Origin of the sequence: Alkalihalobacillus deserti, assembly GCF_020734105.1 — a bacterium.
GTDB classification, from domain to species: Bacteria; Bacillota; Bacilli; order Bacillales; family Bacillaceae_D; genus Halalkalibacter; species Halalkalibacter deserti.
Map to the genome: position 1 here is coordinate 134,856 of NZ_JAJAFR010000006.1, position 21,729 is coordinate 156,584.

General features: G+C 40.7%; 23 protein-coding genes, 1 other RNA gene and 1 pseudogene. 23 read left to right on the plus strand and 2 right to left on the minus strand.

Annotated features, from left to right (window positions below; translation table 11 throughout):
• The first annotated feature begins 67 nt into the window (after positions 1-67).
• The 8 genes from LDX58_RS13270 (at position 68) to LDX58_RS13305 (ending at position 8,343) form a co-directional block, all read left to right on the plus strand.
• Positions 68-301, plus strand: coding sequence for a glutaredoxin family protein (locus LDX58_RS13270; RefSeq protein WP_265416679.1), 234 nt, complete (start codon positions 68-70; stop codon positions 299-301).
• A gap of 134 nt (positions 302-435) precedes the next feature.
• Positions 436-1,464 carry a sugar-binding transcriptional regulator gene (locus LDX58_RS13275; RefSeq protein ID WP_227937323.1) on the plus strand — a complete coding sequence of 343 codons (1,029 nt, stop codon included), beginning with the start codon at positions 436-438 and terminating at the stop codon, positions 1,462-1,464.
• A gap of 55 nt (positions 1,465-1,519) precedes the next feature.
• On the plus strand, positions 1,520-2,527 hold the full coding sequence (gene gap / locus LDX58_RS13280; protein WP_227937324.1) for a type I glyceraldehyde-3-phosphate dehydrogenase: 1,008 nt from the start codon (positions 1,520-1,522) through the stop codon (positions 2,525-2,527).
• A gap of 90 nt (positions 2,528-2,617) precedes the next feature.
• Entirely contained in the window at positions 2,618-3,802 is a 1,185-nt protein-coding gene (locus LDX58_RS13285; protein ID WP_227937325.1) for a phosphoglycerate kinase, read from the plus strand.
• 14 nt (positions 3,803-3,816) lie between these two features.
• A complete protein-coding gene (tpiA, locus tag LDX58_RS13290; RefSeq protein ID WP_227937326.1) occupies positions 3,817-4,572 on the plus strand; it encodes a triose-phosphate isomerase in 756 nt (251 codons plus the stop codon).
• Positions 4,569-6,104, plus strand: coding sequence for a 2,3-bisphosphoglycerate-independent phosphoglycerate mutase (gpmI, locus tag LDX58_RS13295; RefSeq protein ID WP_227937327.1), 1,536 nt, complete (start codon positions 4,569-4,571; stop codon positions 6,102-6,104). The genes tpiA and gpmI overlap by 4 nt, the downstream gene beginning before the upstream one ends.
• Positions 6,105-6,232: 128 nt before the next feature.
• Positions 6,233-7,522 carry a phosphopyruvate hydratase gene (eno, locus tag LDX58_RS13300; RefSeq protein ID WP_227937328.1) on the plus strand — a complete coding sequence of 430 codons (1,290 nt, stop codon included), beginning with the start codon at positions 6,233-6,235 and terminating at the stop codon, positions 7,520-7,522.
• A 269-nt stretch (positions 7,523-7,791) separates the two neighbouring features.
• The gene (locus tag LDX58_RS13305) at positions 7,792-8,343 is read left to right on the plus strand and encodes a DUF3231 family protein (protein ID WP_227937329.1); all 552 of its coding nucleotides are present in this window, start codon (positions 7,792-7,794) and stop codon (positions 8,341-8,343) included.
• A gap of 74 nt (positions 8,344-8,417) precedes the next feature.
• On the opposite strand, the gene LDX58_RS13310 is transcribed toward LDX58_RS13305, so the two are convergent.
• Positions 8,418-9,086, minus strand: coding sequence for a hypothetical protein (locus tag LDX58_RS13310; protein ID WP_227937330.1), 669 nt, complete (start codon positions 9,084-9,086; stop codon positions 8,418-8,420).
• Between the two features lie 181 nt (positions 9,087-9,267).
• On the opposite strand from LDX58_RS13310, the gene LDX58_RS13315 reads away from it, so the two are divergent.
• The 8 genes and pseudogenes from LDX58_RS13315 to LDX58_RS13350 all read left to right on the plus strand — a co-directional run bounded on the left by LDX58_RS13315 (position 9,268) and on the right by LDX58_RS13350 (position 14,265).
• Positions 9,268-9,600: a YuzC family spore coat inner layer protein gene (locus LDX58_RS13315; RefSeq protein ID WP_227937331.1), complete on the plus strand. Its 333-nt coding sequence runs from the start codon at positions 9,268-9,270 to the stop codon at positions 9,598-9,600.
• A gap of 239 nt (positions 9,601-9,839) precedes the next feature.
• Positions 9,840-10,037, plus strand: a complete 198-nt coding sequence (locus tag LDX58_RS13320; RefSeq protein ID WP_308017518.1) for a cyclase family protein — start codon at positions 9,840-9,842, stop codon at positions 10,035-10,037.
• Between the two features lie 193 nt (positions 10,038-10,230).
• Positions 10,231-10,440: a hypothetical protein gene (locus LDX58_RS13325; RefSeq protein ID WP_227937333.1), complete on the plus strand. Its 210-nt coding sequence runs from the start codon at positions 10,231-10,233 to the stop codon at positions 10,438-10,440.
• 102 nt (positions 10,441-10,542) lie between these two features.
• Positions 10,543-10,863, plus strand: a pseudogene (locus tag LDX58_RS13330) (amidohydrolase family protein); the annotation flags it as partial.
• 1 nt (position 10,864) lies between these two features.
• The gene (locus LDX58_RS13335) at positions 10,865-11,086 is read left to right on the plus strand and encodes a hypothetical protein (protein ID WP_227937334.1); all 222 of its coding nucleotides are present in this window, start codon (positions 10,865-10,867) and stop codon (positions 11,084-11,086) included.
• Between the two features lie 2 nt (positions 11,087-11,088).
• A complete protein-coding gene (locus LDX58_RS13340; RefSeq protein ID WP_227937335.1) occupies positions 11,089-12,384 on the plus strand; it encodes an amidohydrolase family protein in 1,296 nt (431 codons plus the stop codon).
• A gap of 22 nt (positions 12,385-12,406) precedes the next feature.
• Complete coding sequence (gene wrbA, locus LDX58_RS13345; RefSeq protein ID WP_227937336.1) at positions 12,407-13,099, plus strand: NAD(P)H:quinone oxidoreductase; 693 nt, start codon at positions 12,407-12,409, stop codon at positions 13,097-13,099.
• A 782-nt stretch (positions 13,100-13,881) separates the two neighbouring features.
• Complete coding sequence (locus LDX58_RS13350; protein ID WP_227937337.1) at positions 13,882-14,265, plus strand: hypothetical protein; 384 nt, start codon at positions 13,882-13,884, stop codon at positions 14,263-14,265.
• Positions 14,266-14,424: 159 nt separating this feature from the next.
• Here the strand turns inward: LDX58_RS13350 and LDX58_RS13355 are convergent, their stop codons facing one another.
• On the minus strand, positions 14,425-14,604 hold the full coding sequence (locus LDX58_RS13355) for an H-type small acid-soluble spore protein (protein WP_227937338.1): 180 nt from the start codon (positions 14,602-14,604) through the stop codon (positions 14,425-14,427).
• A 154-nt stretch (positions 14,605-14,758) separates the two neighbouring features.
• Here LDX58_RS13355 and secG point away from each other — a divergent pair, with 154 nt between their 5' ends.
• From secG to LDX58_RS13390, 7 genes are all read left to right on the plus strand, one after another.
• Complete coding sequence (gene secG, locus LDX58_RS13360) at positions 14,759-14,983, plus strand: preprotein translocase subunit SecG (RefSeq protein ID WP_265416692.1); 225 nt, start codon at positions 14,759-14,761, stop codon at positions 14,981-14,983.
• A gap of 224 nt (positions 14,984-15,207) precedes the next feature.
• A complete protein-coding gene (locus LDX58_RS13365) occupies positions 15,208-15,927 on the plus strand; it encodes an alpha/beta hydrolase (protein ID WP_227937340.1) in 720 nt (239 codons plus the stop codon).
• Positions 15,908-16,654, plus strand: coding sequence for an alpha/beta hydrolase (locus LDX58_RS13370; protein ID WP_227937526.1), 747 nt, complete (start codon positions 15,908-15,910; stop codon positions 16,652-16,654). Before LDX58_RS13365 ends, LDX58_RS13370 begins: the two co-directional genes overlap by 20 nt.
• A 46-nt stretch (positions 16,655-16,700) precedes the next feature.
• Positions 16,701-19,061 (plus strand): ribonuclease R, encoded by a 2,361-nt coding sequence (gene rnr, locus LDX58_RS13375; protein ID WP_227937341.1) that lies wholly within the window; start codon positions 16,701-16,703, stop codon positions 19,059-19,061.
• A gap of 117 nt (positions 19,062-19,178) precedes the next feature.
• Entirely contained in the window at positions 19,179-19,652 is a 474-nt protein-coding gene (gene smpB, locus LDX58_RS13380) for an SsrA-binding protein SmpB (RefSeq protein WP_227937342.1), read from the plus strand.
• Between the two features lie 153 nt (positions 19,653-19,805).
• Positions 19,806-20,143: a transfer-messenger RNA gene (gene ssrA / locus LDX58_RS13385) on the plus strand.
• 589 nt (positions 20,144-20,732) lie between these two features.
• A complete protein-coding gene (locus tag LDX58_RS13390; protein WP_227937343.1) occupies positions 20,733-21,698 on the plus strand; it encodes a nuclease-related domain-containing protein in 966 nt (321 codons plus the stop codon).
• Positions 21,699-21,729: the final 31 nt, after the last annotated feature.

Below are 21,729 nucleotides of genomic sequence, written 5' to 3' on the forward strand. Positions count from 1 at the left end.
TTTTGAACTAACTCGAATGAACATTGAATAGAAGCGAGTGATAACACAAATGCTAGAAGTAACCGTCATGTCAAAGATTGATTGCCCGCTGTGCGATAAGGCCATTGATAAAATCAAACCATTAGCAGAACAATTTCATTTTGATCTGAACATAGTTGATATTTATCAGGATGATGAGTTGCTCGAAAAATATCAAATCATGATCCCGGTCATTTTAATTAATGATGAAGAAATAGATTTTGGGCAAATCTCAAAAGAAAAAGTAAGAAAGCGTTTACTTGAATTAAATAGGCAAATTTAACTTGTGCGATGACCTGATCCTTGGTAATATAAATCTGTAGGAAGGATTTGGTCTTTTTTTTTACCTTGATCGGGACATAAAAAGTCTTAGTGGGACTAATTTTGTCCTATGATGAGAAAAGGGAGTATGATTCTATGCAACTATTATTAGATATTCAAAAAAAATTATTACCTGATTTGCTTGACGTAATGGTCAAGCGCTATCGGATCCTCCACTACATTAAGCTGATGCAACCAATTGGTCGAAGAAATTTATCTTCTAGCTTGCAATTGTCAGAACGCGTGTTAAGAGGAGAAGTCACCTTTTTAAAAGATCAAGGACTTGTTCACTTTGCAACTGCAGGGATGAGTATTACAGAAGAAGGCGAACAACTTTTTCTGAAGTTAGAAGAGATGATGAAGGAATTACTTGGGCTAAGGGAGCTTGAAAGCAAGTTAGAAAAAGAACTTGGTGTGAAGCAAGTAATCGTAGTCGCTGGAAACAGTGATCAAGATGATTGGGTAAAACGTGAGATGGGCCGTGCTTGTATTAGCGAACTAAAGCGTATTATGGAACCTAAAGATGTTGTTGCTGTTATGGGTGGCACAACGCTCGCAGCTGTTGCTCAAATGATGCAGCCTGATGCAAAAACAAGAGAAGTGGTTTTTGTGCCAGCACGGGGTGGACTTGGTGAGCAAGTTGAGAATCAAGCGAATACGATTAGTGCTCAACTAGCCAGTCGAGCGGGCGCACAATATCGCTTGTTACATGTGCCTGATCAAATTAGTGAAGAAGCTTACTCATCGTTAGTATTAGAACCTTCTGTTAAGGATATCCTAAAGCTGATTCAATCGGCTCGAACTGTTATTCACGGAATTGGTGATGCTAAAACGATGGCACTTAGACGAGATTCGGTCGATTCGTTCATTGAGAAGCTGAGTCGGGAAGAGGCTGTAGCAGAAGCTTTTGGTTTTTATTTTAACCGAAGCGGAAAACTAATCTATAAGCAAAGAACGATTGGTTTACAGCTTGATGACCTTGGTGAGCAAAAAAATGTGATCTCTGTTGCAGGAGGAAGCTCGAAGGCGGAAGCCATTAGTGCTTACATGAAATATCGTCCGAGCGATGTGTTGATTACAGATGAAGCGGCTGCCGAGTCATTATTGAAATTAAATAGTAGATAAAAGGGCATTGCTCTTTTTGATAAATCTAAGAATTAACTCTAGGAGGAATTTTAACATGGTAACAAAAATTGGTATTAATGGTTTTGGACGTATTGGACGTAACGTATTTCGTGCAGCGCTTAACAACCCTGCAGTAGAGATAGTGGCAATTAATGATTTAACAGATGCTAATATGCTTGCACACTTACTCAAATATGATACAGTACACGGTAACTTAGATGCTGAAGTTTCTGTAAACGGAAATTCTTTAGTTGTTAACGGACAAGAAATCAATATTTCTGCTGAGCGTGACCCGGCTAAACTTAATTGGGCAAACCGTGGTGTAGAAATAGTTGTTGAATCTACTGGTTTCTTCACGAAGCGTGAGGATGCTGCTAAACATATCGAAGCTGGTGCTAAAAAAGTTATCATTTCTGCTCCTGCTTCTGACGAAGATATCACAATCGTAATGGGTGTTAATGAAGATAAGTACGATGCAGGAAGCCACCACGTTATCTCAAACGCTTCTTGTACAACGAATTGTCTTGCCCCATTCGCAAAAGTTCTTAACGATAAGTTCGGAATCAAGCGCGGTATGATGACAACGATCCACTCATACACAAATGACCAACAAATCCTTGATCTTCCACATAAGGATTATCGTCGTGCACGTGCGGCTGCTGAGAACATCATCCCAACTACTACAGGTGCTGCAAAAGCGGTTGCTCTTGTTCTTCCTGAGCTTAAAGGTAAATTAAATGGTGGAGCTATGCGTGTTCCAACTCCAAACGTTTCTTTAGTTGATTTAGTAGCTGAGTTAAACCAAGACGTTACTGCTGAAGAAGTGAACAATGCCCTTCGTGAAGCAGCTGAAGGTCCATTAAAAGGAATCCTTCACTACAGCGAAGAACCACTAGTATCTAGTGACTATAACGGTAACCCACATTCATCTTCAATTGATGCTCTTTCAACTATGGTTATGGAAGGTAACATGGTAAAAGTAATCTCTTGGTACGATAACGAGTCTGGTTACTCTCACCGTGTTTTAGATCTTGTTGATTACATGGCTAAGCAAGGACTATAATAGAGAATAGTTGGAAAGAGGAGGAAGAAGGATTTGCTTCTCCTCTTTTTTCCGCTGTGAAAAATATTGCATGCGCAGGAGGTCTAGCAAATGAACAAACAAACGATCCGTGATCTTGATCTAAAAGGGAAAAAGGTATTTTGTCGTGTTGATTTCAACGTTCCGATGAAGGCTGGTCAAATAACAGACGAAACTCGTATTCGTGCTGCAATCCCTACGATCCAAGCTTTAATGGAACAAGGTGCAAAAGTCATTCTTGCTTCTCACCTCGGCCGTCCAAAAGGAGAAGTCGTAGAAGAGCTTCGTTTAACACCTGTAGCAGCTCGTTTAAGTGAGCTACTAGGCAAGGAGGTTAAAAAGGTCGATGAAGCATTTGGACCACAAGCAGAAGAAGCGGCTAATGCACTTGCAGAAGGGGATGTACTTCTACTTGAAAACGTTCGCTTCTATCCTGGTGAAGAAAAGAATGATCCAGAACTTGCAAAAGCATTTGCTGCACTTGCTGATGTGTATGTTAATGACGCGTTCGGTGCTGCTCACCGCGCCCATGCTTCAACTGAAGGAATTGCACATCACTTACCGGCAGCAGCAGGCCTTCTAATGGAGAAAGAGCTAGACGTCCTTGGTAAAGCCCTATCAAATCCAGAGCGTCCATTCACGGCCATTATCGGTGGAGCAAAAGTAAAAGACAAGATTGGTGTCATAGATAACCTTCTTGATAAAGTCGACAACCTTATTATTGGTGGTGGACTTGCTTATACATTTGTCAAAGCACAGGGCCATGAAATTGGTAAGTCCCTTCTTGAAGAAGACAAAATTGATCTTGCCAAAACATTCATGGAAAAAGCAAAAGCAAACAATGTGAACTTGTTATTACCAGTTGACGCGACAGTTGCTGATGATTTTTCAAATGATGCCAATATTAAAGTCGTGGATATTGATTCAATCCCTTCAGACTGGGAAGCACTTGATATTGGACCAAAAACGATTGATACATATCGTAAAGTTATTTCTGAATCGAAACTAGTTATTTGGAACGGACCAATGGGTGTGTTCGAATTAGAAGCATTCTCAAAAGGTACTCGTGGCGTAGGGGAAGCCCTCGCGGAAAGCACAGATACTTACTCTGTTATTGGTGGCGGAGACTCGGCAGCAGCAGTTGAAAAGTTTGGAATTGCGGATAAAATGAGTCATATTTCTACGGGCGGTGGAGCGTCCCTTGAATTCATGGAAGGAAAAGAACTTCCGGGACTTGTTGCTTTAAACGATAAATAAGGAGTGTGATTACGATGCGTAAGCCAATTATTGCAGGTAACTGGAAAATGAACAAAACACTAGGTGAAGCGAAGCAATTTGTGAACGCAGTGAAAACGACTATTCCGGCTAATAGTGAAGTGGATGCTGTTGTTTGTGCACCAGCATTGTTTTTAGAAAGCCTAGTAAGTGCGACAGAAGGAACAGACCTTAAAATCGGAGCTCAAAATGTTCACTTCGAAGAGAACGGTGCTTTTACAGGTGAGATTAGCCCTGTAGCGCTAGCTGATATGAAAGTGGACTACGTCATTATCGGTCACTCAGAGCGCCGTGAAATGTTTGCTGAGACGGATGAAACAGTAAACAAAAAAGTTCACGCTGCTTTCAAACATAATCTTGTTCCAATCATGTGCTGCGGTGAAACAGATGCTGAGCGTGAAGCGGGCAAAACGAACGATGTTGTTAAAGTTCAAGTAGAGGCTGGTCTTGCTGGGTTAACGGATGAGCAAGTGAAAAATACCGTTATTGCTTATGAGCCAATCTGGGCAATCGGCACAGGAAAATCTTCTTCGCCAACCGATGCAAACGAAGTATGTTCATACATTCGTAAAGTGGTAGCTGAGGCTTTCTCAACGGAAGCAGCTGAAGCGGTTCGTATTCAGTATGGCGGCAGCGTTAAGCCTGCTAATATTAAAGAATACATGGGTCAGTCTGACATTGACGGAGCTCTTGTTGGTGGCGCTAGCCTTGAAACGGATTCATTCCTTTCACTTTTGGAGGAAGGCAAATGAGTAAAAAGCCCGTCGCTCTCATCATCTTAGACGGATTTGCGATGAGAGATGAAGTAAAAGGAAATGCGGTTGCTCAAGCGAAGAAACCGAACTTTGATCGTTATTGGAATCAATATCCCCATGCCACTCTTGAAGCGCAAGGGGAGGCCGTTGGTTTACCTGAAGGTCAGATGGGGAATTCGGAAGTAGGGCATTTGAACATTGGTGCAGGACGTGTCGTTTATCAAAGCTTAACGCGCGTGAATTTATCGATTCGCGAAGGAGACTTCTTTGAAAATCAAACGTTTCTTGATGCGATGAATCATGCTAAGGCAAAAAACAGTGCGCTACATGTGTATGGGCTGCTTTCAGATGGAGGTATTCATAGCCATGTCGATCACCTTTTTGCCTTGCTTGAACTGGCCAAGCGTGAAAACGTAGAAAAGGTGTATGTTCATGGGTTTCTTGATGGACGTGATGTTGGTCAAACGTCGGCTGAAGTTTATGTTCGAGGCTTACAAAGCAAATTAGAGGATTTAGGTGTAGGAGAATTGGCTTCGCTTCACGGTCGTTATTACGCGATGGATCGCGATCGTCGTTGGGAGCGTGTCGAGAAGTCCTACCGTGCGATGGTGTACGGCGAAGGTCCAACTTACACGAATCCGATTGATGTTGTGACAGATAGCTATAAAAATGAGATATTCGACGAGTTCATTATTCCATCTGTTATTACGAAAGAAGATGGCACTCCGGTAGGTATGGTTCAAGATGATGATGCGGTTATCTTCTTTAACTTCCGTCCAGACCGAGCCATTCAAATGTCACAAGTATTCACAAACGAAGACTTCCGTGGCTTTGATCGTGGCGAAAATCACCCAGAACGCCTTCACTATGTATGCTTAACACATTTTAGTGAGACGGTTGATGGGTTTGTTGCATTCAAGCCATCAAACTTAGACAATACGCTCGGTGAAGTATTAGCTCAACAAAATTACAAACAGCTTCGCATTGCGGAAACGGAGAAATACCCCCACGTCACGTTCTTTTTTAGTGGAGGTCGTGAGGAGCCGTTCCCAGGTGAAGAACGGATTTTAATCAATTCACCTAAAGTAGCAACATATGACTTACAGCCTGAAATGAGTGCTTACGAGGTAACGGACGCGTTACTAGCAGACATTGAAGCAGATAAGCACGATGCAATTATTTTAAATTTTGCTAACCCAGACATGGTTGGACATTCAGGGATGCTTGAGCCAACGATTAAAGCGGTGGAAGTTGTCGATGAGTGTCTAGGAAAAATCGTCGATGCGATTGTCGCAAAAGGGGGAGCCGCTGTTATTACCGCTGATCACGGGAATGCTGATGAGGTTCTTACACCTGAAGACAAGCCAATGACTGCACATACGACAAACCGCGTACCAGTTATTGTAACCGAGGATAATGTTACATTACGTCAAGATGGTAAATTAGCAGATTTAGCACCAACGGTATTAGCCCTTTTAGGTGGAAAGCAACCAACAGAAATGACCGGGATTTCATTGGTTCAAAAATAATTCACAAATAAAAGCAGGAATGTTTTTATTCTAGTCGAACCTTAATACGGTTGGCCCTGAATGAAAAACAACATTCTAACTAACAATAAATTGAAATAATACAATATATTTGAAGGAGTGACTTTACAATGACAATGATTACAGATGTTTATGCTCGCGAAGTATTAGATTCACGTGGTAATCCGACAGTTGAAGTGGAAGTATACCTTGAGTCTGGTGCGATGGGTCGCGCTTTAGTACCAAGTGGTGCTTCTACAGGTGAATACGAAGCAGTTGAGCTTCGTGATGGTGGAGAGCGTTATATGGGTAAAGGGGTTCTTCAAGCGGTCGATAACGTAAACGAAGTGATTGCTCCTGAGTTAATCGGTTTTGACGCACTTGATCAACTTGGTATTGACCAATTAATGATCGAGCTTGATGGTACTGAAAACAAAAGCAAGCTAGGTGCTAATGCAATTCTTGGTGTTTCTATGGCTGTGGCACATGCTGCTGCTGACGCTCTTGGTTTACCTTTATATGTCTACCTTGGCGGATTCAGCGCGAAACAACTTCCAGTACCAATGATGAACATCATCAACGGTGGAGAGCACGCTGATAACAACGTCGACATTCAAGAATTCATGGTTATGCCTGTTGGAGCGGAAAACTTCCACGAAGCACTTCGCATGGGTGCGGAAATTTTCCACAACCTGAAGTCTGTTCTTAAAGGAAAAGGCTACAATACAGCTGTAGGGGATGAAGGTGGATTCGCTCCAAACCTTTCTTCAAACGAAGAAGCCCTTTCAACGATCATCGAAGCAATCGAAAAAGCCGGCTACAAGCCTGGTGAAGAAGTTATGCTTGCAATGGACGTAGCTGCTTCTGAAATTTACAACAAAGAAGATAAGAAGTACCACTTAGCTGGTGAAGGCAAAAGCTTCACTTCTGAGGAAATGGTTGGTTTCTATGAAGAGCTTGTTTCTAAATACCCAATCATCTCGATTGAAGATGGCTTAGACGAAAACGACTGGGATGGTTTCAAGCTTCTAACTGAACGTCTTGGTGGAAAAGTTCAGCTTGTTGGAGACGACTTGTTTGTGACAAACACAGCGAAGCTTGCTGAAGGAATTGAAAAGGGAATTGGTAACTCAATCCTAATCAAAGTAAACCAAATCGGTACTTTAACGGAAACGTTCGAAGCAATCGAAATGGCTAAACGCGCTGGTTATACAGCTGTTATCTCTCACCGTTCTGGTGAAACAGAGGATGCGACAATCGCTGACATCGCTGTTGCAACAAATGCTGGTCAAATCAAGACCGGTGCACCATCACGTTCTGACCGTGTGGCGAAGTACAACCAACTTCTTCGCATCGAGGATGAGCTTGCGAACGTGGCAACTTACGGCGGACGTTCTGCATTTTATAACTTGAAGAAGTAATAGTTTAATGAGGCTACTGAAAAAGGTTTTTACCTTGTTCAGTAGCCTTTTTAGTATGAGCGTGCCCGTTGCTAAGTCTTAAGCCCGTTGTGAGTGGGGTTCTTATTGCAGGCACGCAACATGTGGAGCCATGGCCGCTTCCCCGAATCACTTTTGAATGGTTTGATCTTTTTCAGTACCTTTAAGTTTATTCACACGTCATTTTTTTTTGAGTATACAAATATTCTCACATCACTCTGGGGAAAATGAATGAGACGGAGGTGAGAAAAATGTCTAATCCTTTTGAAGCATTTTGGGATATCTTAAAATCTTCTAGTGATAATGATAAGGGGCAGGAAACCCCCATGCATATTGGTGAAGTGATGACGTGTTGGACTTATTTTACAGCAATGAAAGAGATGTTACGATTTGAAGAGGTGGGTTTAAATACAACAACTGATTCAGATGTGGTTAAGCTATTAAAAGATGCCTATAAAATGTGTAAAGAACAAAGTGACCGTTTAGAAAAATTTCTGATTAAAGAAGGGGTTCCACTTCCGCATACATCACCACCCAAGCCGGATTCTTCGCCTCTTGATGTTCCTCAAGGTGTGAAAATGACTGATGATGAACTAGCAAACAGCCTCGCAATAAAAGTAGCAGCTTCTCTTGTAGAATGTGCCAGGGGGCAAGCTCAGGCGATCAGAAATGATATTGGAATGATGTGGGCTGAGTTTCAAGCTGAATTACTTGTGTTTAGTACCACATTAAGAACGTTAAAGAAACAGCGCGGATGGTTAAAAATTCCACCAGCCTATCATCCTGCTGGTGGAATCAAATAATCGAAAAGCAAAACCGACTCTGTTTGAGCAGAGTCGGTTTTGCTTTTCTAGATTGTCCATTCATCATGAATGTTTTAAAACAACAAACAAGTAAAAATATCATCTTTCAAGACAAGCCGAAGACTTCTCCAATCCATACCTTCATATTGCGCTTCAAAGCCAGAAAAGTGATATTCAACAACGGTGGCATTAGGATAAACCTCTTCAGTATTATCAAGTGTATTTCCTTGCCCAAGTCGCTCATTAACGGCTATTTCCTCCGCGTTTACGTAATCCTGATCATAGACGAAGCGTTCATAGTATTGTAGAAATGTCATATCAATCGGTTCACCACTACCGTCATGTTGTCCCCAATGATAAACGGTTTCATCTTCCCATAGTTGCTTCACTTCTTCTACTGAAAAAACTTGATCGTTTTCAACATCAATGTAACCGTAAGGAGAAAAGCGTACGCCATCCGTTGGGTGGACAAACTCGGCTAACTCCTTCATTTTGTGATCCTTTAAAAGCTGAACAATGGTGTCTGATGTTTCCTCTAGTGAAAGATTTTGTTTTTCCGTTTCCTCATCTGTAACTGAATCAATTTCGCTTTCATCGCCTGGCTTTTCTTCAGGTGTTTGATCAGTCTCTTCTTGTTCGGATGGAGCAGTAGGTTCCTGTTCAACTAGTTCAGTTTCTGTTTGGGTACATCCAGTTAAGAGAATAGCTAGAGCTAAAAAAAATCCTAAAAAACTTGTTTTCATGATAAGTCTCTCCTTTTCTTATCACTTTACCCTAAAAATAATATCTATAACTACTATATGTCTTAATTCATAAAAAAATTGATCAAACAAATACAGGGGAAAGCAATGAGAGTCATGTGTTCACTCTACTCAGGTCAACCACATATATTGTAAGAACTAAAAAGTTGGGGGTCTTAGTACAATGTTTTATCAAGTCTATTATCAATTTCACCCCGCATACTATCGTCAATTTCCTCCTGTCGATACATCCAAATTCGAACAATCATTACAAACGTTTAAAACCTTGTTAGAACAGGGGAAAGTCGTGGTCAATAGCCTTGTATCGTCACAAGATAAAATGTTTCAACTGATGGATGCGGCGCAAAAAAGTGACGATGAAGAAGTCGATCGTATTATTAGAGAAACGGGTGTACAAACTATTGCAGAAACTTCTTATACGCCTTCTGGGGTAACCTTTACTTTACGCGCTGATGAATGTTGCACCTTAAAGATGTATATAGCATGGGGAAGATAAAAAGCATTTCGCGTAGCGGATGCTTTTTTGAGTTTTGTTTGGAGATAGATTCAGTGACCACCACGGCTACACCGATTCCAGACTGTCGAGTTGGTTCACCATACTTGCTTTTAAAAAACCTCTCTCAAAAATCTGTCAGATTAGGTAACTTATCACCAAAAAAAACCGGTTATACATTACTCTATTGCTAGACTAGTTTATTATATGAAAAACAAGCAATAGTCATAAACTGTCCTGCAATTTGTTTGGATCTCTCTCAGCTATCCCCAGACGAATATATGAAGAGACAACATTTAAAAGAAGCATTGAAACAATCTGGACAACAAATTGAAGAGGGAGACATTGTCCTTCTCTATACAGGTCACTATGAACGCTCATATAGAACGGAGGACTGGTTTAAGCGTCATTCGGGTCTCCATTATTTAGCTGCAAAGTAGTTAGCTGAATTAGGAGTGAAAAATATTGGGATTGATGAAAGCCTTCGTTTGATCACCCTCAGTATTGGAAGTATTCGGGGCATCTAGTTTGTCGTGAATTTCAAACAACGAATACTGGAAAACGATCCATATGATCTTTTAAATCCTGGAAAGACAAAGCAGTTGGTTAAATCACAACTAATGGGTGAGACAAATGTTTGATCTTGTCATTAAAGAGGTACATTTATTATCTAGTGAAAATACTTTTGATAGTGGTGTTAAAGATGGACATATTGAGAAAATAGGTCATGTCAATAAACCTATCGTCAAGTGGTACTTGGCGAAGGAAGATTGGTTCTCTTCCATATGTAGAGTCTCATTTGCATTTGGGTACAGCCTTGACAAGCGGGAAACCAGCGCTTAGTCAGTTTTTAAAAGACTGTTTTCAGTTGGCGCTAAAGCATGATCGTTTTGTTCATATTTTTTGTGATGAAATTGATGAGGGCAATCACACTTTCTAGAGGTTGTAGCCGATCTTGCCATAGAATCGGGGTTAAAAGAGCGAGTCACAGTTAGCCATATTAACGCGATGAGTTATTATGATGAGGCCGATGTCCGAAAATTAATTGACTTACTTCAATTAGCAAAAATCAATGTCGTCACAACGCCATCAATCAATAGTGTGATGCAAGGACGTTTTGATTCTTGGCCAAAAGGTCGAGGGATTACGCGAGTGAAGAATTTGCATCATGCTGGTATAACGGTAGCGGTTGCCCATGATGATTTCTCAGTCCTTTTTATCCGCTTAGCCCACATGACAGGAGCAGAGTTTCGACGCGGTTTTTAAGATGGTAACGACTCAACCAGCTAATATCTTAGGGCTAAAAGGCTATGGAATTGCGGAAGGGAACAAAGCCAATTTACTCCTTGTATTTGCCACAAACGCCCATGACTTATTAAGAAGACAACCGAAAGCTGAGATGGTGATCACTCAAGGAGAAATTCTGGAAACGGCTCCAACAAAAACGATCTTTCATCAAAATCGAAATCAAGTAAGAGAGGAAGTTTAGGAATGAACATGAAGTTGATCAATGTAAAAATCCCTATTCTAGACGCTGAGCTCTATTATGATCTTACGATAAAAGCTGGCCAGGTGATGGCGGTAAATTCTCACGAACAGAAGCAAAAAGCGGATCGCATGTTTTCTTTCCTCGGAGAAGATTATGAGGAAGCTGACGATTTAACATGGGATGGCGATGGTCGAATTCTCTTGCCGGGAATGACAGATGCGCATATGCATCTAGATAAATCACACTCTCTACTTGTAGCTGAAAATAAAAGTGGCACGTTATTAGAAGCGATTCAAAGCTATACACAAGCTTCTGAAACGTTCACGGATGAAAATGTTAAAGATAGAATGAGGAAAACGGCATTATCGGCTTTGGCACACGGGACAACGACGATTCGAACTCATATTGACTTTAATACGAAGGTGCGAGAAGAAACGACTTTTCGCGGGGTGAGAATGGCTTTAGAATTAAAGCAAGAACTCGCTCCTTTTATCGATATTCAAGTGTTTCCGATGCTCCCGTATTATCCTTACGATGATGACGATCGTAAAAGAATTGAAAAAATGCTAACGATGGGAGTCGACGGTGTTGGTGGGGCTCCTCATATTAGTGAGAAGCCGTTAGAATGCATTGATGAAATTTTTACGTATGCACTTCAGCATAATTTGCCGATCGATCTCCACACAGATGAAAGCGATGATCCAAATGTTGAGACGGTTTTGTACATTGCTGAGAAAACAGTTGAAGCTGATTATCAAGGAAAAGTCGTCGTCGACCATCTTTGCTCATTAGCAGCGATGGATCATGAAAAGGCAGCATCAGTTATTGCGAAAATGAAGGAAGCGAAGTTTGGTGTGATCACGCTACCTGCGGCGAATTTATATTTACAAGGAAGAGATGATCGTGGTGTTGTGCGCAGGGGCATCACACGGGTTTGTGAGTTGTTAGCGGCCGACGTACCGATTGCGACAGCATCAGATAATGTCTGTGATCCTTTTCATCCGTTTGGAAGAGGTGATTTGTTGCAGATCGCCCAATTAACAGGCTATACCGCTCATATGGGGGGGAAAGACGATCTCGTTACTCTTTTACAAATGATCACGACCGTTCCTTCGCAATTGGTCGGTCAAAAGCATAAGGGAATTGAACTCGGACAAAAAGCGGATTTTGTGTTGTTTGATGCAACGACTCTTGAAGAGCTATTTGCCGAATTGCCACAAACACGAGCGGTTTACGGTGCGGGGAGATGGCTCCAGGTAACGCATGTGAAAAAAAGTCTGGAATCAGTAAGACGATAAACGTGTAAAGAAGGGATCGATGTTGACGAAGGTTTTAATTATATATTACAGTGCATTTGGTCATATAGCGACGCTGAGTGAGGCAATTGCCAAAGGCGTTGACAGAGTGGACGGTGTCACCTCTAAACTCGTCCGGATTCCTGAATTCGAAGACCCGAATATTCGCATTGTTAATCAGCGTAACGCTGAGGAAGAAGAAGGGTTAGCGAAGCATTTTAAATTAACGAAACGAATAGAGGATTATAAAGAAGTCCAACACGAACAAGCGAGCATACCGGTCGCGACGATGGATGATTTACGGGACGCAGACGGAATTATTTGGGGCTTTCCCACTTATTTAGGTTCGATGCCCGGGCAAGTGAAATCCTTTCTTGATCAAGCCGGTCAGTTTTGTACAACTGGTGAGCTTGAAGGAAAGCCAACCGCTTTATTTACGAGTACAGGCTCAATCCATGGAGGGCATGAAGCGACTTTGTTAAATTCACTCGTTCCACTCTTGCATCTTGGTTTGATTTTTGTGGGGTTGCCGTACACAGAGAATCCAGAATATTTAACCGATCAAGCAATTGGATGCTCTCCATATGGCGTCTCGACACTCGCAGGACCGGATGGATCACGAACACCCGTAGTGGAGGAATTAACAATGGCTGGCCGTCTTGGCGAACGAGTAGCTCGTGTGGCGAAGGCTTTTACCATTGCTCAACCATTTGCATAAGAAGAAAAAGCGCTCAGAGTTCATTCTTTGAGCGTTTGATTTTATAGTTAGTTAACGCTATCCTTTCCTGAATAAATATAGTATTTGGTTTTTGACTATTTATTTGTATATAACATTTACTGCACTGCTTGAAACACAACCTACTTTTATTGCTAATAAGATATTTATAAAATGAAAAAAGACTATCCTTTGATAGTCATTTTTTCATGATTTTTTATCTAGAAGTACAAATTGTTTTTTCATTTTTAAATCCGTTCATTTGTGTGTCACGAAAACTGGTTGTGTAATTCAACAATTTTTTCTTATCTTATAGTGTGTAAATCCGCTATTAAATTATTCCAATCATTACAAATATTGAAATGCAAAATCATTTGAATAAATTGCACCTAGTACAAAAAAGCGACTGCCTTTATGGAGCAATCGCATTTATTAATTTCAACCTATTTCTTTTTAATTTAATCGATACAATTCAATTTTTTCGAAAAACTGAACAAATTTCAAGAATGGTTTACGTTTTCTTCAACTAACCTACGTTCGTAGTTAAGCCTTTATTTGCCTTTTCTTTTTATACGGCATTTAATTTGTTCGTGTTCATCATCTTCTTGTTCAATTGATAAACTTCCTTTAACTTACTTCGAATAAACCACTGTAAAAAAAATTGATTCATGTTTCGGATTCAGGAGCGGAGCCGTGTTTGGCAGGGATTGTACAGCATAGAAAAACCGATTGTGCGCACGATAAGATTGGGCACCTAAAATTATGATATTGGAGGTTTCTTGCTTATGAATCCAAGTACCAACCCAGCACAACTTTTATTAGAAGAAGCCAATGCAGCGTTAATTGAAGCGCAAACTAGTGGATCTCCACAGCAAATACAGCAAGCTCAAACAACACTACAACAAGCAAAACAACAGTTGCAGTTAGAAAACGAACAATTGCAACAGGCACAACAACAGCTTCAACAAGCCCAGCAACAAGTGCAACAAGGAAAATTGGATTTAGATAATATGCATCAACAAGTTACGAATAAACAACAGCAATTACGCGATCAACAGCATCAAGTTATTCAAAAGAAGCAAGAAATTTTACAAGAAAAACAAGAAGTTCTTCAAGCGCAACAACAATTATTTAATGCAATGGCTACTGAACAAAACAAGCTACAATAACGAAAAAGAGCTGACAGGATAACTGTTAGCTCTTTTTTGACCTTACTTTATTAATGAGGGAGTTTCTACAGATCGGGTTAATGAAGAATGAAAGAAGAAGAGCAAGGGCTCGACGGATTGCTTCTAAGAAAAGACAGCTAACGCCATTTTTCTTATATATTATATTTCTTCAAGCTCTGATATTTCCACTTCCGATCTTTCCTCTAAAGAACCTCTTAAATGCACAGTCGCCGTTGCACCATCTTCATTTAATTTATCAATCCAAACTGGCGTACCATTGTATAGCACGTCAATCTCAGCAGAAGACGAAAGGATTTGTTTTACACGATTAACATCCACTTTTATCACTCCTATCTATTTATATGTTTATTATTTGGGAAAACGTAAATTTTATCCTTAATATAACTTGTACTTTTTATGTTGAGAATCAAACGTTAGTTATGGTACATTAGTATAAGCGCATACTGTGCTTGGAGGTGTAGGAAACGTGCAAATGATAGCAACCGTTTTACTTGTGATCGTATCAATCGGCTTAATTGGAGTTGTTTTATTGCAATCAGGACGTAGTGCCGGTCTTTCTGGAGCGATTTCTGGTGGTGCAGAGCAACTGATCGGTAAACAAAAAGCTCGTGGCGTGGATGCCGTCTTAGGAAAAGCAACAGTCGTTTTAGCTGTATTGTTTTTTGTCCTAACCATTACAGTCGCATATTTAATGTAATCATAAAGCAGTGGGCGATGCCTGCTGTTTTTTTATTTATTGTAGAAAGTGCGTTTACTTGCTTAAACCAATAGGGAAGAGGTTAAAATGGAAAACATTGCTTGATTTCCTGTAATGATGTACATTCATAAAATAGCTTACTGAAAAATTGATTGGACAGGCCTTATCGAAAAGGATGAATAAGATCAGAGAAGTGGTTAATTCATGGAGAAAGGTGGGGAGATATGATTGGTTGTCTTTGTTTACATGGCTTCACCGGTGAACCGTGGGAAGTTGAACCGATCTCAACCTATTTTCTTGAAAAGAAGAAGTGGCTTGTTTATACACCGACCTTACCGGGACATGGACCAACAGGAAACCTTCAAGAAGTAACCTATCAGGAATGGATAATAATGGCTGAAGTAGCGATACGAGAGTTGCTTAGTCGTTGTGATCAAGTGTTTGTAATTGGTTTTTCAATGGGTGGTATGCTAGCTTCCTACCTCGCTGCTAAATATCCCGTTGATAAACTCGTTCTCCTGAGTGCCGCAGCTTATTATGTAAATCCGCTACAGCTGTTACAGGAGCTTAAAGACATTGTTCGTCGACGTCTTCGTGGCGAGCTTGTTTTAGATGAACATTACCAACTCTATCGTAAGAAAATTACTGAAACTCCCATGTCGGCTGTGTTTCAGTTTATGCAAGTCGTCAAAAAGATTAAACCATATGTTCAAAAAGTACATGTGCCGGCATTAATTTTGCAAGGGGAGTTGGATGGAGTCGTTCCGCGGAAAAGTGCACACTATTTATATGAGAACATCGGTTCCAAAATAAAGGAACTTCATTTTTTGCCGGAGTCAAAGCATCTTATTTGCCATGGCTTTGAGAAGGATTTGTTACTGAACAAGATTGAAGCATTTTTATGTAGAGAGGAAGATGATGAAGATGAAAGTGGTTGCTCCTAAGCCATTTACATTTGAAGGAGGAGATCGTGCTGTCTTGCTTTTGCATGGTTTTACAGGAACGACAGCTGATGTGAGAATGCTTGGACGCTATTTGCAAAAACAAGGTTATACATGTTATGCACCTTTATATAAAGGACATGGAGTACCGCCTGAAGAATTAATACATACGGGACCTGAGGACTGGTGGAAGAACGTTGTCGAAGGATATGAATACCTAAAAGGTCAAGGATATGAAGAGATTGCCGTTGCCGGACTTTCACTTGGAGGGGTATTCTCGCTTAAAATCGGGTACACTCTACCTATAAAGGGAATTGTGCCTATGTGTGCTCCGATGAAACCTAAAACAGAAGATGCAATGTATGAAGGGATACTCGCGTATGCAGAAGGCTACAAAAAACTCGAGCAGAAGCCGACAGAGCAGATAGCAGAAGAGATGGCTGCTTTTAAGGAAACGCCGATGGAAACGTTAAACGCGTTACAGGAATTAATTGAGGATGTTAGAGAACAGCTCGATTATATTTATTCCCCAACGTTTGTGGTGCAAGCCCGTCATGATGAAATGATTGATACGAACAGTGCCAACATCATTCACGATCACGTTGAAGCAGATGAGAAGTTATTAAAATGGTATGAGCATTCAACTCATGTCATTACTTTAGATAAAGAGAAAGAACAGCTTCATGAAGACATCTATCATTTTTTGGAACAGCTAGAGTGGACCGTGTAAGAAAAAAATGAAAATGAAGTTGTTTGAACGAAAGGAGTAAGGACCATTGAATGAAGAACAAATTCAACAACTATTAACTTACTTTCGCGAAACCGCGGAAAAACCTCTTTCGGTAAAAGAAATTGAGGAAGCATTTAAGATTGAAGGTGGCGACGATTTTAAAAACCTTGTTAAATCGTTGAATGAACTTGAAGATCGGGGGTTAATCGTTCGAACGAGAACCGATCGATACGGCATTCCAGAGAAAATGAACCTTGTTCGAGGACGTGTGCAAGGGCATGCAAAAGGATTTGCCTTTATCATCCCGGAAGTAGAAGGCATGGATGATGTTTATGTAACGAGTGGCGATATGAATAGCGCGATGAACGGAGACACCGTTCTCGTTCGTTTAAATCAAAAAAGTTCTGGATCAAGACCAGAGGGACAAGTTATTCGGATTATTGAACGCGGAACAACAGAGGTAGTTGGTCTTTATTCGGATCAAAAATCGTATGGTTTTGTTGTGGCGGATGATAAGCGTATTGCTAATGATATTTTTATTCCAAAAGAAAATATAAATGGCGCGGTTGAAGGCCATAAAGTCGTTGTGAAAATTACCAAGTACCCTGAAGGCCGAATGAGTGCAGAAGGAAAAGTCATCAAAGTGCTAGGGCATAAAAATGACCCAGGAATGGACATCATTTCGATCATTTATAAACATGGAATTCCAATTGAGTTTCCTGACGAAGTAATTGCACAAGCTAATTCCGTTCCAGATGAGATTGATCCTGCTGATCTTAAAGATCGTCGTGATTTGCGACATGAAACGATTGTGACGATTGACGGAGCAGATGCGAAGGATTTAGATGATGCTGTTCATGTAAAGCGTCTTGAGAATGGCAATTATTTATTAGGTGTTTCGATTGCTGACGTTACCCATTATGTTAAAGAAGGATCTCCGATTGATCAAGAGGCAGCGGACCGGGCAACTAGTGTGTATTTAGTCGATCGAGTAATCCCGATGATCCCTCATAGATTATCTAACGGAATTTGTAGTTTAAATCCGAAGGTCGACCGACTAACACTTACTTGTGAAATGGAAATTGACTCAAATGGACATGTTAAAAAACATGAAATCTTTCAAAGTGTAATCAAGACAACTGAGCGAATGACGTACTTTGATGTTAATAAAATTTTAGTCGACAAAGATGAAGAAACGCGTAAAAACTACGAGCCGCTCGTCCCGTTTTTTGAGGAGATGGAAGAGCTTGCAGCGATTTTACGGAAGAAACGCTTTGAACGTGGAGCAATGGACTTTGATTTTAAAGAAGCAAAAGTGCTTGTTGATGAAGAAGGAAAAGCAACGGATGTCGTCCTCAGAACACGTTCAGTCGCTGAAAAATTAATCGAGGAATTCATGCTAGCAGCAAACGAAACAGTTGCTGAGCACTTCCATTGGTTAAAGGTCCCGTTCGTTTATCGAATTCACGAAGACCCAGATACAGAGAAGCTAGAAAAATTCCTTGAGTTCATTACAAACTTTGGTTATGTTGTTCGAGGGAGTGCGAATACCGTTCATCCACGCGCACTTCAAAAGCTGCTTGAAGAAGTAAAAGGCGAACCAGAAGAAACGGTGATTAGCACGGTAATGCTTCGTTCCATGCAGCAAGCGAAGTATGATACGAATAGCATTGGCCATTTCAGTTTATCAACAGAGTTCTACACGCATTTCACATCGCCTATTAGACGTTATCCGGATTTACTTGTTCATCGACTCATTCGTGAGTACTTAATTAAAGGAAATGTCGATGAAGCAACGCAAGAGAAAAATAACGCGGTACTGCCTGGATTAACTCGTCATGCATCTGAAATGGAAAGACGTGCTGTAGAAGCTGAGCGTGATACCGATAGTGTGAAAAAAGCTCAGTACATGGAAGATAAAATTGGCGAAACGTTCACCGGAATGATTAGCGGGGTTACCAATTTCGGGATGTTTGTCGAGCTTGAGAACACGATTGAAGGACTCGTTCATGTTAGCTATTTAACGGATGATTATTATCACTATGATCAAAAGCAATATGCGATGATCGGCGAGCGAACGGGGAAAATATTCCGCATCGGTGATGAAATTGAAGTCAAAGTGACCAATGTCAATGTTGATGAAGCTTCAATCGATTTTGAAGTAACCGGAATGAAACCAAGAGAGCGTCGTGAACCGAAAGATCGTCCAAAAGTAATCATTGGCGGAAAGCGTGAACCGCGTGGTGGTGCTCGTGGTGGAAATGGTCGACGAGGGAAAGAGAGCGGAAATCCTGGTGAAAAAACCGGAGAAAAGACCGCTGGCCAAGGGCAAGGACGCAAAAAGAAAAAGTTTTATGAAAATGCTCCAAGTGCAAAGCGTAAAAAAGGAAAGAAGCGAGGCAAATAATTCAAAAAAAGGAGCAAAGCTTGTTAAATCTTTGCTCTAATCTAAAGACTGATTGACGTCATTCTTAAACATTTGCTATCATTAAAAGAAATGTCATGAAGCAAAAGGGTGTAGCGAATGGCTGTAAAAGACAAAGACCGTAATGTCATTGCTCAAAATAAACGAGCAGGTCATGATTACTTTATTGAAGAAACGTACGAAGCAGGTTTAGTGTTAAAAGGTACGGAAATCAAATCGATGCGATTAGGACGTATGAATCTTAAGGACTCATTTGCTCGTATTTCAAATGGTGAGATGTTTTTACACAATGCTCATATTAGTGAGTATGAACAAGGCAATCGTTACAATCACGATCCTACCCGTGCGCGCAAGCTTCTTCTCCATAAAAAACAAATTAGCGAGATGATTGGGCTAACGCAACAAAAAGGTTATTCCATTGTCCCATTGAAAGTGTACATCAAAAATGGGTTTGCTAAAGTGTTAATCGGTGTTGCGAAGGGTAAGAAGAATTATGATAAGCGTGAGACACTAAAGCGACAAGATGCTAAGCGTGATATCGATCGTGCGTTAAGAGAACGTCAAAAAGGCTAACTTGAATTGGTGTTTATGGTAGATAATTACCAGTTGTATTCACTAATCAGTATGCTATAATAAGAGTCCAGGCAGAGAGTTACTCTTTGTTCTGGACGATTCACTTAGCCAATGAGTGAGAATCTCTTGAGCTAACTTTTAACTTGGGGACGTTTAGGATTCGACAGGGATAGGTCGTGCTTATGTTGCGAGTCGAGGGGGTCGGCCTCGTTAAAACGCCAAAGCCAATTAACTGGCAAAGAAAACAACAACTTCGCACTAGCAGCTTAATAGCGCTTTGCGGTTCCACCCTCCATCGCCCATGTGGTAGGATCTGGGACTCACTCTAAGTGGGATACGCCGGTTACTCTCCGTCTGAGGGTGAAGGAAGAGATCAATCAGACTAGCTGCACCAAAGCCTGTCATTGGGCCGAAGTGTTAGCGAAATACTAATTCGATGACTACGCTCGTAGAAGCATAAGTGTCGTTGTTTCTGGACGTGGGTTCGATTATGGAAATAGTCGCCTTATGTGGTGACACATGAGTGATAACTTGGCTTTATCGATGAAGTCTACGTCATCCGTTTTGGATGATAGGGTAATATCGAGCGGTATGTGGAGTAATCCAACAGCCGTGTATCGACTTATAGGCTGCCAATACAGGTAGTACTAGGATGGAGCATTCAGTCTTTGACAAATATATGTGCTTCATAACACGCCAAGGGACTTGAGTTATCTCAAGTTCAAGATATAGTCAGTGCCAGTGCGAAAGCTTGGAATAACATGTCCCACCGTCTCCACCAAAACCATACCATCAACCGCATGACCGCAGAGGTCATGCGGTTGTTTTTGTTCGGGCTTTTGCTGTTTGTGCATATGTGATGGTATTTCGTGCAATTACTTTGATTTTCACGCAATTATAAGCTGAATTTGTGCAATTATTTAAATACTTGAGCAATAATCATTTGTTTTCGTGCAATTACATAAATTTCGTATGTGTTGAACAATAAGCGTACTTGCTGTTTCCCTCTTTTAAAAAAGTTTAGAGGGTTTTTGAAAAAGTTGTAGAATTTATCCTTAAGCCAAAAAGGAGTTGAACTAATTGATTAAAAAAGAACTGAAAATTCCACTGGAGGTTGAGCAATTACGAGCGTTGCTGCGACGTTTGCCCTCGAACCATCCGAAACATTCGCTTATTGAAGAGAAGTTTGCAACTGGTATGGCTGGATATCGCGGAGAGCAGTCACTTGATTATTATCTAAATCTACTTGAGCCCAGAAAATTCTTCGCTTTCCACGACCTCAGACTCTTTCATCAGTCTTCTTATTTTCAGATCGATCTCCTGCTTCTATCCCCGTGTTACTTCTTCATTATTGAAGTGAAAAATATTAAAGGTACTATTTATTTTGATGACAAGTTTGATCAAATGATCCGAATTCTTGATGGGAAAGAAACGGGTTTTCCTAATCCGCTCGTCCAAGTGAGCCTCCAGCAAGAACAGTTTGTCAAATGGCTTAGTAATCATAAGTTTCCTCCAGTAGCAGTTGAAACTTTAGTGGTTATTTCGCATCCATCTACAATTATAAAATCCTCTCATTCAGATCCCAGGTTAAAACAGTTGATTCATAATGCTAACCTTCCTAGTAAGATCAAGCAATTTGACCACGCAAACAAAATGGAGAAATTATCAACAAAAGACTTGAGAAAACTAACATCACTTCTTCTGAAACATCACACTCCAAAAACTTCGAATATCCTTCAGAAATTCAACCTTTCGGAAACAGACCTATTGAGCGGCGTTCATTGTCCCATTTGTTATTTTGTCCCCATGAGAAGGAAACATGGGTTGTGGAATTGTCCTCAATGTCACCTCAATTCAAAAGACGCCCATCTAAATGCAATAAAAGATTACTCTCTCCTCATTAGCGAAACTATAACCAACAAACAATTGCGCGGCTTTCTTCAGCTCACGTCAAGATCGATCAGCGCTCATTTACTCAAAAAAATGAACCTCAAATCGACAGGTGTAACAAAAGGAAGTGTATATCTACTTTCTCAAGATGGTTAAATGTGCAATGACTTAATGATTTTGTGCAATT

Bases quoted from the DNA above. Each gene is read 5' to 3' on its own strand.
- LDX58_RS13270 (WP_265416679.1), top strand. From the start codon at position 68: ATGTCAAAGATTGATTGCCCGCTGTGCGATAAGGCCATTGATAAAATC.
- LDX58_RS13275 (WP_227937323.1), top strand. From the start codon at position 436: ATGCAACTATTATTAGATATTCAAAAAAAATTATTACCTGATTTGCTT.
- gap (WP_227937324.1), top strand. From the start codon at position 1,520: ATGGTAACAAAAATTGGTATTAATGGTTTTGGACGTATTGGACGTAAC.
- LDX58_RS13285 (WP_227937325.1), top strand. From the start codon at position 2,618: ATGAACAAACAAACGATCCGTGATCTTGATCTAAAAGGGAAAAAGGTA.
- tpiA (WP_227937326.1), top strand. From the start codon at position 3,817: ATGCGTAAGCCAATTATTGCAGGTAACTGGAAAATGAACAAAACACTA.
- gpmI (WP_227937327.1), top strand. From the start codon at position 4,569: ATGAGTAAAAAGCCCGTCGCTCTCATCATCTTAGACGGATTTGCGATG.
- eno (WP_227937328.1), top strand. From the start codon at position 6,233: ATGACAATGATTACAGATGTTTATGCTCGCGAAGTATTAGATTCACGT.
- LDX58_RS13305 (WP_227937329.1), top strand. From the start codon at position 7,792: ATGTCTAATCCTTTTGAAGCATTTTGGGATATCTTAAAATCTTCTAGT.
- LDX58_RS13310 (WP_227937330.1), bottom strand. From the start codon at position 9,086: ATGAAAACAAGTTTTTTAGGATTTTTTTTAGCTCTAGCTATTCTCTTA.
- LDX58_RS13315 (WP_227937331.1), top strand. From the start codon at position 9,268: ATGTTTTATCAAGTCTATTATCAATTTCACCCCGCATACTATCGTCAA.
- LDX58_RS13325 (WP_227937333.1), top strand. From the start codon at position 10,231: ATGTTTGATCTTGTCATTAAAGAGGTACATTTATTATCTAGTGAAAAT.
- LDX58_RS13335 (WP_227937334.1), top strand. From the start codon at position 10,865: ATGGTAACGACTCAACCAGCTAATATCTTAGGGCTAAAAGGCTATGGA.
- LDX58_RS13340 (WP_227937335.1), top strand. From the start codon at position 11,089: ATGAACATGAAGTTGATCAATGTAAAAATCCCTATTCTAGACGCTGAG.
- LDX58_RS13350 (WP_227937337.1), top strand. From the start codon at position 13,882: ATGAATCCAAGTACCAACCCAGCACAACTTTTATTAGAAGAAGCCAAT.
- secG (WP_265416692.1), top strand. From the start codon at position 14,759: ATGATAGCAACCGTTTTACTTGTGATCGTATCAATCGGCTTAATTGGA.
- LDX58_RS13365 (WP_227937340.1), top strand. From the start codon at position 15,208: ATGATTGGTTGTCTTTGTTTACATGGCTTCACCGGTGAACCGTGGGAA.
- LDX58_RS13370 (WP_227937526.1), top strand. From the start codon at position 15,908: ATGAAAGTGGTTGCTCCTAAGCCATTTACATTTGAAGGAGGAGATCGT.
- smpB (WP_227937342.1), top strand. From the start codon at position 19,179: ATGGCTGTAAAAGACAAAGACCGTAATGTCATTGCTCAAAATAAACGA.